13 protein-coding genes and 1 riboswitch are annotated in these 12,558 nt (G+C 70.7%); of the genes, 4 read left to right on the top strand and 9 right to left on the bottom strand.

The window, feature by feature from the left end; all coding sequences use genetic code 11:
• Positions 1 to 96: 96 nt before the first annotated feature.
• Positions 97 to 1,386, bottom strand: coding sequence for a class I SAM-dependent methyltransferase (locus tag ACWEKM_RS16920; protein ID WP_451621948.1), 1,290 nt, complete (start codon positions 1,384 to 1,386; stop codon positions 97 to 99).
• Between the two features lie 284 nt (positions 1,387 to 1,670).
• Between ACWEKM_RS16920 and ACWEKM_RS16915 the strand changes: the two genes are divergently transcribed.
• Both ACWEKM_RS16915 and ACWEKM_RS16910 read left to right on the top strand, forming a co-directional pair.
• Entirely contained in the window at positions 1,671 to 1,823 is a 153-nt protein-coding gene (locus ACWEKM_RS16915) for a hypothetical protein (RefSeq protein WP_451621947.1), read from the top strand.
• A gap of 17 nt (positions 1,824 to 1,840) precedes the next feature.
• Positions 1,841 to 1,984: a hypothetical protein gene (locus ACWEKM_RS16910; protein ID WP_451621946.1), complete on the top strand. Its 144-nt coding sequence runs from the start codon at positions 1,841 to 1,843 to the stop codon at positions 1,982 to 1,984.
• Between the two features lie 220 nt (positions 1,985 to 2,204).
• On the opposite strand, the gene ACWEKM_RS16905 is transcribed toward ACWEKM_RS16910, so the two are convergent.
• The gene (locus ACWEKM_RS16905) at positions 2,205 to 3,602 is read right to left on the bottom strand and encodes an NAD(P)/FAD-dependent oxidoreductase (RefSeq protein WP_451621945.1); all 1,398 of its coding nucleotides are present in this window, start codon (positions 3,600 to 3,602) and stop codon (positions 2,205 to 2,207) included.
• Positions 3,603 to 4,127: 525 nt separating this feature from the next.
• On the opposite strand from ACWEKM_RS16905, the gene ACWEKM_RS16900 reads away from it, so the two are divergent.
• Positions 4,128 to 4,400, top strand: a complete 273-nt coding sequence (locus tag ACWEKM_RS16900; protein WP_451621944.1) for a type II toxin-antitoxin system Phd/YefM family antitoxin — start codon at positions 4,128 to 4,130, stop codon at positions 4,398 to 4,400.
• Positions 4,397 to 4,666, top strand: a complete 270-nt coding sequence (locus tag ACWEKM_RS16895; RefSeq protein WP_451621943.1) for a type II toxin-antitoxin system RelE family toxin — start codon at positions 4,397 to 4,399, stop codon at positions 4,664 to 4,666. Before ACWEKM_RS16900 ends, ACWEKM_RS16895 begins: the two co-directional genes overlap by 4 nt.
• A gap of 4 nt (positions 4,667 to 4,670) precedes the next feature.
• Here the strand turns inward: ACWEKM_RS16895 and ACWEKM_RS16890 are convergent, their stop codons facing one another.
• The 7 genes from ACWEKM_RS16890 to ACWEKM_RS16860 all read right to left on the bottom strand — a co-directional run bounded on the left by ACWEKM_RS16890 (position 4,671) and on the right by ACWEKM_RS16860 (position 12,431).
• Positions 4,671 to 5,636, bottom strand: coding sequence for a Ppx/GppA phosphatase family protein (locus tag ACWEKM_RS16890; RefSeq protein ID WP_451621942.1), 966 nt, complete (start codon positions 5,634 to 5,636; stop codon positions 4,671 to 4,673).
• The gene (locus ACWEKM_RS16885) at positions 5,633 to 6,208 is read right to left on the bottom strand and encodes a DUF501 domain-containing protein (protein ID WP_451621941.1); all 576 of its coding nucleotides are present in this window, start codon (positions 6,206 to 6,208) and stop codon (positions 5,633 to 5,635) included. Before ACWEKM_RS16885 ends, ACWEKM_RS16890 begins: the two co-directional genes overlap by 4 nt.
• A gap of 28 nt (positions 6,209 to 6,236) precedes the next feature.
• Complete coding sequence (locus tag ACWEKM_RS16880) at positions 6,237 to 6,713, bottom strand: FtsB family cell division protein (protein WP_451621940.1); 477 nt, start codon at positions 6,711 to 6,713, stop codon at positions 6,237 to 6,239.
• 111 nt (positions 6,714 to 6,824) lie between these two features.
• Entirely contained in the window at positions 6,825 to 8,111 is a 1,287-nt protein-coding gene (eno, locus tag ACWEKM_RS16875; protein WP_451621939.1) for a phosphopyruvate hydratase, read from the bottom strand.
• A gap of 619 nt (positions 8,112 to 8,730) precedes the next feature.
• Positions 8,731 to 9,474 carry a transglycosylase family protein gene (locus tag ACWEKM_RS16870; RefSeq protein WP_451621938.1) on the bottom strand — a complete coding sequence of 248 codons (744 nt, stop codon included), beginning with the start codon at positions 9,472 to 9,474 and terminating at the stop codon, positions 8,731 to 8,733.
• A gap of 4 nt (positions 9,475 to 9,478) precedes the next feature.
• Positions 9,479 to 9,646: riboswitch (cyclic di-AMP (ydaO/yuaA leader) on the bottom strand.
• A 182-nt stretch (positions 9,647 to 9,828) separates the two neighbouring features.
• Positions 9,829 to 10,956: a transglycosylase family protein gene (locus ACWEKM_RS16865; RefSeq protein ID WP_451621937.1), complete on the bottom strand. Its 1,128-nt coding sequence runs from the start codon at positions 10,954 to 10,956 to the stop codon at positions 9,829 to 9,831.
• A 194-nt stretch (positions 10,957 to 11,150) separates the two neighbouring features.
• Positions 11,151 to 12,431, bottom strand: a complete 1,281-nt coding sequence (locus tag ACWEKM_RS16860; protein WP_451621936.1) for a cytochrome P450 family protein — start codon at positions 12,429 to 12,431, stop codon at positions 11,151 to 11,153.
• Positions 12,432 to 12,558: the final 127 nt, after the last annotated feature.

Raw genomic sequence — 12,558 nt, 5'->3', positions numbered from 1 at the left:
GGGGCCTTCGCAGCGCTCCGCCCCGCTGGATGAGATCCAGCGGGGCGGAATGACCCGACGGCGTCCGCCGGGGAAGGGGGGGCCGGGCGGCTGCCGTCAGTTCCAGGTGCGGGCGCGCAGCGGCAGCCCGGACCTCCCCGACTCGGGGGTGCGTACCGCGAGGACCTGGTTGACGCCGATGCGGTTGCGCTCGAAGGCCAGCGCGGACGCCGCCATGTACAGGCGCCAGACGCGGGCACGGCCGGGCCCGGCGAGGCGCACCGCACGGTTCCAGTCGGCCTCCAGGCGGGCCACCCAGCGGCGCAGGGTGCGCGCATAGTGCTCGCGGATCGACTCCACGTCCCGGACCTCGAAACCGGCCCGCTCCAGCAGCGACACGGTGCTGCCGAGCGGGGCCAGCTCCCCGTCGGGGAAGACATAGGAGTCGATGAACCTGTCGACGTGGTACGCCGATTCGTCCCGCAGCGGGCGGCGGGCGATCTGATGGTTCAGGAGCCGTCCGCCGGGCTTCAGCAGGCCGTACAGATCGGTCGCGTACTCCAGGTACGGTTCGACGCCGACGTGCTCGGCCATGCCGATGGAGGAGATCGCGTCGTAGGGGCCGTCGGCGACCTCCCGGTAGTCCCGCACCCGGATCTCCACCCGGTCCGCGAGCCCTTCCTCGGCGACCCGTTTACGGGCGTGGGCGGCCTGCTCCTGGGAGAGGGTGACGCCGACGACGTGGACGCCGTGCTCGCGGGCGGCGTGGATCGCCATCGAGCCCCAGCCGCAGCCGACGTCGAGGAGCCGCTGTCCGGGGGTCAGAGCGAGCTTGCGGCAGACCAGTTCGAGCTTGTCGCGCTGGGCGGACTCCAGGGTGCCGGCCTCCTCCCAGTAGGCGCACGAGTACACCATGGACGGGCCGAGGACGATCTCGTAGAAGTCGTTGCCGACGTCGTAGTGGTGGCTGATGGCCCGCCTGTCGCTGTGCTTGGTGTGCAGGTGTCGGTGCCTGCGGACCTCCTCTCGGGGCGGGGCCGGCGGGATCGGCGGCCCGGCCAGCTTCAGCAGCTCACGGGCGGCGGCGCGCACCTCGGGGTCGCGCAGCGCCTGGGTGAGGCCGCGGGTGCTGCCCTCCTCGCGCTCCCACACCAGCGGGGACATCAGCGCGAGTGCCGTGTAGAGGTCTCCGTCGATGCCCAGGTCGCCCGCGACCCAGGCCCGGGCCAGGCCCAGTTCGCCGGGCTTGAACAGCAGTCGGCGCAGGGCCCGTCGGTTGCGCAAGACCAGGACCGGCGCGCCCGGCGGACCGGACTGCGAACCGTCCCAGGCGCGGACGCCCACCGGGAGCGGGACTCCCAGCACCTGCTCGGCAAGACTCGTCAGCCGCGACGCGGCGTCGGCCATGATGCACACCTCCGGGAGAGGAATCGTGTGTGAAGGAATCGGCCACGGGATTCGGTCACCTGGGGCAACGGTCGCGCCCATCGGCGTCATTCCCCGGCGCCCGCCACCGTCGTCACCATGCCCGTACCGTCACATGGCCGCCACAGCGACGCCGCGGTTCAGCCACAGGACACCCGAATAGGCGGATGGGGCCGGTCCGGGACCGCCGGGCGGCGCCGTGCGACACACCGGCCGGGCCGGTCGTTCGAGCAGCGCCCCGCGAGGGTGCACGACACCATCCCGCCATGAATTCCGAAGCGCCGCGGCGCCGCACACGGGGGGCGTGGGCGATCCTGGCGCGGGATCGGCCGGACAGCGCGGCGGCTCGGTCCGCGGGCCTGCTGTCGCTGGTCCCGCTGCCGCGCGGGGAGCGGCTGCGACCGCACAGCGCCTCCTGATCGGACGCTTCCGCTGCGTGCTGCTGTCGGCGCCGCATCCGGACGACGAGCCGGGTGCGGCCACCGAGTTGGCGGTCACCCTGCTGCACGAGTACCGGCACTCGGCGCCCTACGGGCTGATGCGCAGCTCGTCCTGGAACAGGGCACGGAAGGAGTCGTAGGGCATCGAGCGGACGCTCTGCAGGGCGTCGACGACCTCGCCGCGGATCCTGCGCCGGATGGCTTGTTTCCGCGGATTCCCCGGTTCATCCGCCGGTTCCCCGGTTCAACCGTCTCAACCGTCTCAGCCGTCGAACCGGCGCTCCGTGGCCCGCATGCCGAAGGGGCCGCCCGCACCACGGATGGCGGGCGGCCCCTTCGGGCGGCTGGACGGTGCCTGAGTCAGGACGCCTTGGCCTTCGCCTCGGCCTTGGTGGGCGTGGCCGAGGCCGCGGCGGCGATCGGCGTCGGCTTGGCGGCCTCGTAGAACTCTTCGCGGGGGTTCTGCATGGCGCCGAGGGAGACGACCTCGCGCTTGAGGAACATGCCGAGGGTCCAGTCGGCGAAGACGCGGATCTTGCGGTTCCAGGTCGGCATGGCCAGGCCGTGGTAGCCACGGTGCATGTACCAGGCGAGCCGGCCCTTGAGCTTGATCTTCATCTTGCCCATGACGATCATCGCGACGCCCTTGTGGAGGCCGAGGCCGGCCACCGCGCCCTTGTTGGCATGCGCGTACTCCTTCTGCGGGAAGCCCCGCATGCCGGAGATGACGTTGTCGCCGAGCACCTTGGCCTGGCGCAGCGCGTGCTGGGCGTTGGGCGGGCACCAGGCGTTCTCGTTGCCGGCCTTGCGGCCGACCAGGTCGGGCACCTGGGCGTTGTCACCGGCGGCCCAGATGTAATCCGTGCCCTGCACCTGGAGCGTGGGCGCGGTGTCCACGTGGCCGCGCGGGCCGAGCGGCAGGCCGAAGCGGGCCAGGGCCGGGTTCGGCTTGACGCCCGCGGTCCACACGACGGTGTTGGAGTCGACCTCCAGCCCGTTCTTCAGCACCACGTGGCCGTCGACGCAGGAGTCCATCGAGGTGGAGAGGTAGATCTCCACGCCGCGGCTCTCCAGGTGCTCCTTGCCGTACTGGCCCAGCTTGGGGCCGACTTCGGGGAGGATCTTGTCGGCGGCGTCGACGAGGACGAACCGCATGTCCTCACGGGAGACGTTGTTGTAGTACTTGGCCGCGTCCCGGGCCATGTCCTCGACCTCACCGATGGTCTCCGCGCCCGCGAAGCCACCGCCGACGAAGACGAATGTGAGCGCCTTGCGGCGGATCTCCTCGTCGGTCGTGGAGTCGGCCTTGTCGAGCTGTTCGAGGACGTGGTTGCGCAGGCCGATGGACTCCTCGATGCCCTTCATGCCGATGCCCTGCTCGGCGAGGCCGGGGATCGGGAAGGTGCGGGAGACCGCGCCGAGCGCGATCACCAGGTAGTCGAAGGGCAGCTCGTACGCCTCGCCGACCAGCGGGGCGACGGTGGCGACCTTGCGGTCCTGGTCGATGGTGGTGACCCGGCCGGTGAGGACCTCCGCCTTCGGCAGCACGCGTCGCAGCGGGACGACGACATGGCGAGGGGAGATGTTGCCGGCGGCGGCTTCGGGAAGGAAGGGCTGGTAGGTCATGTACGACCGGGGGTCGACGACCGTGACGGTCGCCTCGCCGTAGCGCATCTTCTTGAGGATGCGCCGAGCCGCGTACAGGCCTACGTACCCACCGCCTACTACGAGGATCCTGGGACGCTCCGTGGTGCTCATGGCATCGAGTATCCACCCGCCCCCAGGGGGTGGCTCGTGCGCCCCTTCACAAGCTCCTACGGCCCCTGTGCTAAACTCCGCGGCCCGCCTGACCCAGGCCATGACCGCGCAAAGACGCCCCTGCCCGATACCGACCGTTGTCAATGCCGCGTGAGCTGCCCGTCCGGGTCCGCGGAGGGTGCGAACGACCCCTTTTCCACACCGCCGTGCGACCCCTTCGGATCGCCCTCCCGCGCATGTTCGCAGGGATGTTGAGCCCCGGATAGGGCCTACTGGGCCCATTCGGCCCGCCGGCCGGGCCAGATTCCTTGTGAAGAACTTCACGAACTTTCCCGACGGCACGTCGCCGACCGTCGCACCACACCCTCCCCGACCCGCTCATGCGTTGTCCGCACTGCTCAGCGGAGTACTTCCGACGGAAGAAAAGGCGGCTACGCCAAGGACCACGCGATGCCGTCGAGGATCGCTCACGAAAGCGACTCCCCGAACCGGGCACGTGTACACGAGAATGCGTACACTAATCTCATGACTGAGAACACCGTGACCGTACGGGAAGCCCGCGCGCACCTCGCCGACCACATCAACCGGGCCGAGGAAGGCGTTCCGACCGTCATCACGCGCAACGGCGCTCCGGTGGCAGCAGTAGTCCCGATCGCGGACTTCGAAGCGCTGGAGGAAGCAGCCGACGTCATGCTGGCGCGCGAAGCCGAAGCGGTCCTGGCCGAGGGCGGTCCCACAATGACGATGGCGGAACTGCTGGCAGACCTGTTCACCGAGCAGGACGGCGAGGCGGCGTGAAGTACGCCTTCCGATTCACCTCGGCGGCGCAGCGGCAGCTCCGGGCCATCAGCCGGCCCGACGCCATGCGCATCCTGACCGCGCTGACCGCGCTCGGTGACGACCCGTACCGCGAGGACGCCGACGTCAAGAAGCTCACCGGCCCGTCCGGGCTCTACCGGCTCCGGGTCGGAAGCTACAGAGTCGCCTACCAGATCAACGACGGTGAACTCGTCATCCTCGTCGTCAAGGTGGGCGACCGGCGGGACGTGTACCGCAACCTGTAGGCGGTCAGGCCAAGGACCACGCGATGCCGTCGAGGATGTCGTGTTCGCTGACGACGACCTCGGGGGCGCCGGTTCGGTCCATGATCGCCAGTAGGACGAGGGCGCCCGCCCCGATGACGTCGACACGCCCCGGGTGCATGGACGGGATCGCGGCCCGCTCCGCGTGCGTGGACCGCAGCAGCCATCCGGTGATCTCGGCGACCCGGTCACGGGAGATCCGGGAGTGGTGGATGCGGGCGGAGTCGTAGGCGGGCAGTTCCTGCGCGATCGCCGACACCGTGGTCACGGACCCCGCGAGCCCCACGAGCGTGCGTGCCTCGCGCAGCGGGACCGTCTTCTCGGCGAGGTCCAGCGCCGCCTCGATGTCGGCCCGCATCGCGGCGACCTGTTCCTCGGTGGGCGGGTCGCTCACCACGCCCTCGCGCACCAGATGCCGCTCGGTCATCCGCACACAGCCCACGTCGACGGAGCGCGCCGCGCGCACCCGCTCGTCGCCGACCACGAACTCGGTCGAGCCGCCGCCGATGTCCACCACCAGATAGGGCCGGGCGAGGTCGTCGCGGCCCTTGAGCCCCCCGGTGGCCCCGGTGAAGGAGAACTCGGCCTCCTGGTCCCCGGAGATCACCTCGGGCTCCACGCCCAGGATGTCCAGCACACCGCGCACGAACTCGTCCCGGTTCTCCGCGTCCCGGGAGGCGGAGGTGGCCACGAACCGCAACCGCTCGGCGCCGTGCTCCTTGATGATCGCCGCGTACTCCCGGCAGGCGGCGAAGGTCCGCTGCAGGGCCTCGGGGGCGAGCCGGCCGGTGCGGTCGACGCCCTGGCCGAGCCGCACGATGGTCATCCGCCGGTCCAGGTCGACGAGTTCACCCGTCGGCCCCGCGCCGGAGGCGCTCCGGGACACGGTGGCGTCGGCGACGAGCAGCCGGATCGAGTTCGTACCGCAGTCGACGGCGGCCACGCGGGTCACTGGTCGTCCCCCTCCGGGGTGTGGTCGGTGTCGTCCGAGGGGACCGTGACGTCGGCCGAGGGGACCGTGACGCACGGGCCCTTGCGCCACCACTCGGGCAGCATGGCGATCGCCTCGTCGCCCAGCGGGTTCACCCCGGGCCCCGCGGCCAGCGAGTGGGCGACCAGCACGTGCAGGCACTTCACCCGGTCCGGCATGCCGCCGGCGCTCGGGAAGCCGGTCAGCTCCTCGATCTCGTCCCTGCGCCGGATGTAGTCCTCGTGCGCCAGGCGGTAGGCGGCTGCCAACTCCGGATCGGCGGCCAGGCGGTCCGTCATCCCCTTCATGACACCGTTCGCCTCCAGTGTGCCGATCGCCGAGGAGGCGCGCGGGCACGTCAGGTAGTACAGCGTCGGGAAGGGGGTGCCGTCCGGCAGCCGCGGGGCCGTCTCCACGACGTCCGGCTGCCCGCAGGGGCAGCGGTGGGCGATCGCGCGCAGCCCCCGCGGCGGTCGGCCGAGCTGCTGCTCGAAGGCCGCGACGTCCGCGTCGGTGGGCTCGGTGCGCGAAGTGGTCGGCGGAGGCGTTTCCATGACTGTGTTCGGGTGTCTTTCTGTCGGTTCACTGGTCGGCGGCGTCGGACTTGTCGACCCCGTCCCAGACGTTGGCGTACCACGGGCGGTGGGCCGCCCCGAGGTCGGCACGGGCCTGCTTGGCCGCGTTCGGGTCGATCACGACGTAGCCGGTCTCGCCGGGCAGCACATAGTGCAGCCGCTGCCGGATCTGCTGCTCGGCGTACGCGTCGTCCTGCCAGCGCGCCTTGAGGTCGCGCAGCTGCTCGACCCGCTCCTTGGCCTGCCGCTGCTGCCGTTCCAGGTCGGCGATCTCCGCCCGCTGGGACACGTACTGCCGCATCGGGTAGGCGAGCGCCACCACCATGGTGCACAGGACGAGCGCGAGCAGCGCGGCCCGGCCGGTGAGGCGGGAACGGCGGGCCTGGCGGCGGGTCTGGGAGCGGTAGACCCGGGCCGCCGTCTGCTCCCCCAGTACCCGCAGCCTGGTCGCGGTGGAGAACCGGTCCCGGTCCTTCGCGGCCATCTCCCGCCTCCCCTTGCCTGCCTGCGTCATACGCGCGTACGTCCCCGGACACGGTACGGGACCGGGTACGGGGACGTACGTACGACTGGCTGTGCCTTACCCCTCGCCTGATCAGCCCTTGAAGCGCGGGAACGCGCTGCGGCCCGCGTACACCGCGGCGTCGTCGAGGATCTCCTCGATGCGCAGCAGCTGGTTGTACTTGGCGACGCGCTCGGAGCGGGCCGGGGCGCCGGTCTTGATCTGACCGCAGTTGGTGGCGACGGCCAGGTCGGCGATGGTGACGTCCTCGGTCTCACCGGAGCGGTGGGACATCATGCACTTGAAGCCGCTGCGCTGGGCCAGCTCGACGGCGTCCAGGGTCTCGGTCAGCGAGCCGATCTGGTTGACCTTGACGAGCAGGGCGTTGGCGGTGCCCTCCTCGATGCCGCGGGCGAGGCGCTCGGGGTTGGTGACGAACAGGTCGTCGCCGACCAGCTGGACCTTGTCGCCGAGCTTGTCCGTGATGACCTTCCAGCCGGCCCAGTCGTCCTCGAACAGCGGGTCCTCGATGGAGACGAGCGGGTAGGCCGCGACCAGCTCCTCGTAGTACTCCGTCATCTCGGCGGCGGAGCGCTCCTTGCCCTCGAAGACGTACTTGCCCTCCTTGTAGAACTCGGAGGCGGCGACGTCGAGCGCCAGGGCGATCTGCTCGCCGGCGACGTACCCGGCCTGCTTGATCGCTTCGAGGATGAGGTCGAGGGCCTCGCGGTTGGAGCCCAGGTTCGGGGCGAAGCCGCCCTCGTCGCCGAGGCCGGTGGACAGGCCCTTGGACTTCAGGACGGACTTGAGGGTGTGGTAGACCTCGGTGCCCCAGCGCAGGGCCTCGGAGAAGGACTCCGCGCCGATCGGGGCGATCATGAACTCCTGGATGTCCACGTTGGAGTCGGCGTGCGAGCCGCCGTTCAGGATGTTCATCATCGGCACCGGCAGCAGGTGCGCGTTCGGGCCGCCCAGGTAGCGGAAGAGGGGGAGGTCGCTGGCCTCGGAGGCGGCGTGGGCGACGGCGAGGGAGACGCCCAGGATGGCGTTGGCGCCGAGCGAGCCCTTGTTGTCGGTGGCGTCCAGGTCGAACATGGCCTGGTCGATCAGGCGCTGCTCGGTGGCGTCGTAGCCGACCAGCTCCGGGCCGATCTGCTCGATGACGGCGAGGACGGCCTTCTCGACGCCCTTGCCCTGGTAGCGGTTGGGGTCACCGTCGCGCAGCTCGATGGCCTCGAAGGCGCCGGTGGAGGCGCCGGACGGGACGGCGGCACGACCCGTGCTGCCGTCGTCGAGGCCGACCTCGACCTCGACCGTGGGATTGCCTCGGGAGTCCAGGATTTCCCGGGCTACGACGACGTCGATGGACGGCACGAGCATCTCCTTCTTGGAATGTGACGCTGGAAGTGCGGGGCTGTGCGCCTTGCGACTAGAGCCTAACCGGCCCGGGGCCCCCGGCCGATCGCCGACCGCCCCGTGGACAGGGTGACGACAGGCTGACGGTACACATTGTTTCCGAACGGAACAAAGGGTGGGGCCGTTGGGGCTGAGAGGGGCGGCCTGGGCGGGCCTGGGGCGGGGCTGGACATGGGGCGGGCCGAGGGAGCGGGCCGGGAAGGGGGCGGGCCGGGAGAAGCGGAGGGAGCCGAGCCGGGACGTGGGGGCGGGCCGGGAGAAGCGGAGAGGGCGGGCCGGACATCGGAGCGGCCGCGAGAAGCAGAAGGAGCAGGCCGGGAAACGGTGACGGCCGGAAGGAGCAGAAGGAGCAGGCCGGGAAGGGGGCGGGGCAGAAAGACCCCGCCCCGGCGCGTACGGGGGAGAACGCGCCGGGGCGGGGAGCCCGTGGGGACGGGGGCGGGCCCGGGGCACCCGCTACGGGGGAGGGCGCGGCCGGGCCGGGGGTCGGGGCCAGGGTCGTAGCCGAAGCCAGGGTCGTAGCCGGGGTCGCGGCCGTGACCGGGGCCGGAGTCGGAGCCGTGCCCGGACTACCGTCCGGCTGTCACTTCAGGTGCAGTTGCTGGCCCGGGTAGATGAGGTCGGCGTTCTCGATGATGTCCTTGTTCAGCTGGAACAGCTTCTGCCAGCCGCCCTTCACGCCGTGCTGCTCGGCGATCGAGCTGAGGGTGTCGCCCTTGACGACCTTGTACTCGCCATCGCCCTTCTTGACCTTCTTGCCGGTCGGGGTGGTGACGGTCTTGCTCGCGGCCGGGCGGTCGGCGGAGCGGGAGGCCGCCTGCCGCTCGGTGGAGCGGTCGGCGCCGGCGTTCGAGGAGCCGGTGTCCGTGGGGGCGTTCGAGGAACCGCTGCCGGTGGTGGTGTTCGAGGAGCCGGTGTCGGCACCGCCGCCGGATGCGGAGCCGCCGGAGTAGGAGGCGCTCGACAGGCCCTTGCCGCAGACCGGCCAGGCGCCCTTGCCCTGGCCGGCGAGGACCTTCTCGGCGATCGCTATCTGCTGTGCCTTGCCGGCCTTGTCGGCGGTGGCCGCGTACTGAGTGCCGCCGTATGCGGCCCAGGTGGAGGCCGAGAACTGCAGGCCGCCGTAGTAGCCGTTGCCGGTGTTGATGGACCAGTTGCCGCCGGACTCGCACTGGGCGACGGCGTCCCACTCGGAGGCGGTGGCGGCGGAGGCGTTGCCGGCCGCCATCAGCGGGGCGGCGACGGCGGCGCCGGTGACACCGGCGAGTGCCACCACGCGGGTGGCCTTGGACGGACGACGGTGCTTGCCCTTGCCGGAAAACAGCATGGATGGATCCCCTCACCGACGCCTGCGAGGTGAGCTGTCGGGTTCGGGCCGGTTGAGTTGCCCGGCCGCACCTCCCTGTGGAGGCGCGACTTCACCCCGAGCCGCTTCGGTCAACCGACCGGCGCGGCACTTACCTTGGGTCCCCCGCTCCTGCCTACGGCGCTTGACGCGACGGCTGTTCCCGGACGGCCGCTGGCAGGACTAGGCGTTGCGGCAGCCGGGGCTCGCGGTGGCGAACGGTCCTGACCGTAGCCACGCGATCGGCGGAATTTCAAAGACGATCAGGGCTTCTGAGACTCATCCCACACTTTCACCAAACCGGACATTGAGCCCGAAGCGGGACGCCAACTCCCGCTACTTTTCGCCCGTTTCGGTCCCGACTTCCAGGGTCTGACCGGGGGCGATGTGGTTCGGGTCGGCACCGATGGCCTTCTCGTTGGCGGCATAGAGCGCACGCCATCCGCCGTCCACGCCACGGGAGTCGGCGATGGAGGCGAGGGTGTCGCCGACGCGGACGGTGTAGGCATGCCGACCGGACGAGCCCGACACCCGGCCACTTGCCCCGCTTGCCCTGCTTTCATCCGCGCTGTCGCCCCGATGGCGACCGCCGTTCAGGGAGCCGGTGTCGACCAGGCTCCAAGAACCGCCACTTCGCGAGGAGTTGCCCGAGGGGTCGGACTTGGGCGCCTCCGTGGGCGAGTCGCCCTCCGGCCCGGCGCCGGGGTCGGACGAGGCCGACCCGCCGGGCTCGGCGGCTCCCGTACTCCCGTCCGTCGCACCGCGGCTCGCACTCACACTGGCGCTCGCGCTCGGCGAGGGAGAGGCGAACGGCGAGGCGTCCGGGTCGACATCCGACGAGTCAGGGGATGAGGACGGGCCGGAGGACGAGGACGAACCAGCGGATGAGGTCGAGGACGAGGATGAGGACGAGTCGGACAAGCCGAATGATCCAGATGAGCCAGATGATCCAGACGAGTCGGCCGATCCCGGCGACTCGGGGGATTCGGGTGAACCCTGTGAACCCGACGAACCGGAAGCGGCTCCGGAGTCCTTCGTACCGGACGAACGGCCGTCCCCCATGCCGGTGTCGACGCCGACGGAGCCCGACTTCGAGGTGAGCCCGGAGAGCCGGGCACAGGTCGCCCACGGGGTGGTGCCCTGGTCGGCGAGGATCTTCTCGGCGACGGCTATCTGCTGCGAACGACTGGCCTGGTCCGGGGTCGTCGCATACTCAAGACCGCCGTACTTGCCCCAGTCCTGCTGCGAGATCTGCAGTCCGCCGAAGTACCCGTTGCCGAAGCTGGCGCTCCACGAGCCGCCGCTCTCGCACTCGGCCACCCGGTCCCATGTGGTGCCGTCGGCGGCGTTCGCGCCGGTGGCGCCGAGCAGCGGGATGGCGATCGCGGAGCCGGTGACTCCGGCCGCGACGACAAAGGCCGGAGCCTGACGGGGTCGACGGTGACGACCGTTCCCGGAGAGCATACGGAAGCCTTTCGCGCGACAGCACTGACCGGCGCGGCAGGCCACGCCGGGGCACCGCGCCGATGGGTGAACGTATAGGCATACGATCACCTGTCACAAGTTAATGCCGCGCAGATCACGTAAAGATCACAGACTTGAGGGTCAGTCATCTTCCGCTTCCGGCGGGCAACCCGGGAACCGCCCGCTCCGGTTGATTACCGGGCAGGCGTGAACTCCACGGGCAGAGTGCGCAGCCCCCGCATGATGAGCCCGCCGCGCCACCGCAGTTCGGCCGGATCCACCGCAAGTCGCAGGTCGGGGAGGCGGGTGAGCAGGGTGGCAAGGGCGGACTGGCCCTCCAGCCGGGCGAGCGGCGCGCCGAGGCAGTAGTGGATGCCGTGGCCGTACCCGAGGTGCTGATTGTCACGCCGGCCGAGATCGAGCACGTCCGGGTCGGCGAACCGCTCCGGATCCCGGTCCGCCGCCGCGAGGACGACGAGAACGGGGTCGCCGGGCGCGATCCGCTGCCCGCCGATGGTCACCGGCTCGGTGGCGAACCGCCAGGTGGCAAGCTCGACCGGACCGTCGTAGCGCAGGAGTTCCTCGACACCGGTCGTCAGCAGGTCACGCTCCCCGGCCGCGAGGGACCGCTGCAGTCGGCGGCGCTGCTCGGGGTGGGTGAGCAGCGCGTACGTGCCGTTGCCGATGAGGTTGACGGTTGTCTCGAACCCGGCGAACAGCAGAATGAAGGCCATCGCGGCGGCCTCGTTCTCGGTGAGGTGCTCACCTTGGTCGGAGGCGCGGATGAGCCCGGAGATGAGGTCCTCGCCCGTGGCCGGCTCGTCAGGCAGTGCCGCGCGCTTCCGGTGGATCAGCTCGGCCAAATAGCCGCGCATCTTCTTCACCGACCGGGCCACGCCGCCCCGCGGCCCTCCGCCGTGCCGGATCATCATCCCCGCCCAGTCCCGGAAGTCGTCCTGGTCCTCACGCGGGACGCCGAGCAGGTCGCAGATGGCGTAGATGGGCAGTGGGAAGGCGAACTCATGGATCAGGTCGGCGGATCCCCGGTCCGCGAACCGGTCGATGAGCCGGTCGGTGAGCTGCTGCACTCGCGGGCCGAACTCGGCGACGCGCCGCGGCGTGAACGCCTTGCTGACCAGCCGGCGCAGCCGGGTGTGGTCCGGCGGGTCGATGTTGAGCAGATGCGTCATCAGCTCGGCCTTGCGCTCCCCCGGAATCCCGGTCTTGCCCCGGGCGTGTTCGGGTTCGTCGTGGTGCGCCGGGTTCTTCGACAGCCGCTGGTCGGCCAGGGCCTGCTTGGCGTCGGCGTAACGGGTGACCAGCCATGCCTCGACCCCGCTGGGCAGCTCCGTCCGGCGCACCGGGGCGTGCTCGCGCAGCCAGGCGTAGGCCGGGTAGGGGTCCGCGGCGAACTCCCAGGTGAAGAGGTCGGGCGCGGCGGGGACGACGTTCGGGGGGTGGGGCTGGTCGGTCACTCCCCGACCGTATCGGGCGGCGCGGGGTGGGTCAGGCTCATCAACTTCATTAAGTATCCCTAGTGTTGTGCATGTATATTTGCGTGCATGGAGTTGCTGCGCATGTCCAAGGCTGCGAAGCGTCTCG

The sequence above is a fragment of the Streptomyces sp. NPDC004752 genome (assembly GCF_053601275.1).
Note: the sequence above shows the minus strand (reverse complement) of the source record. Positions and strands in the feature narration are given on the sequence as shown.

Coding starts and splice junctions, on each gene's coding strand:
- ACWEKM_RS16900 (WP_451621944.1), top strand. CDS start 4,128: ATGACTGAGAACACCGTGACCGTACGGGAAGCCCGCGCGCACCTCGCC.
- ACWEKM_RS16865 (WP_451621937.1), bottom strand. CDS start 10,956: ATGCTCTCCGGGAACGGTCGTCACCGTCGACCCCGTCAGGCTCCGGCC.
- ACWEKM_RS16870 (WP_451621938.1), bottom strand. CDS start 9,474: ATGCTGTTTTCCGGCAAGGGCAAGCACCGTCGTCCGTCCAAGGCCACC.
- ACWEKM_RS16880 (WP_451621940.1), bottom strand. CDS start 6,713: ATGGCCGCGAAGGACCGGGACCGGTTCTCCACCGCGACCAGGCTGCGG.
- ACWEKM_RS16915 (WP_451621947.1), top strand. CDS start 1,671: ATGAATTCCGAAGCGCCGCGGCGCCGCACACGGGGGGCGTGGGCGATC.
- eno (WP_451621939.1), bottom strand. CDS start 8,111: ATGCTCGTGCCGTCCATCGACGTCGTCGTAGCCCGGGAAATCCTGGAC.
- ACWEKM_RS16885 (WP_451621941.1), bottom strand. CDS start 6,208: ATGGAAACGCCTCCGCCGACCACTTCGCGCACCGAGCCCACCGACGCG.
- ACWEKM_RS16905 (WP_451621945.1), bottom strand. CDS start 3,602: ATGAGCACCACGGAGCGTCCCAGGATCCTCGTAGTAGGCGGTGGGTAC.
- ACWEKM_RS16920 (WP_451621948.1), bottom strand. CDS start 1,386: ATGGCCGACGCCGCGTCGCGGCTGACGAGTCTTGCCGAGCAGGTGCTG.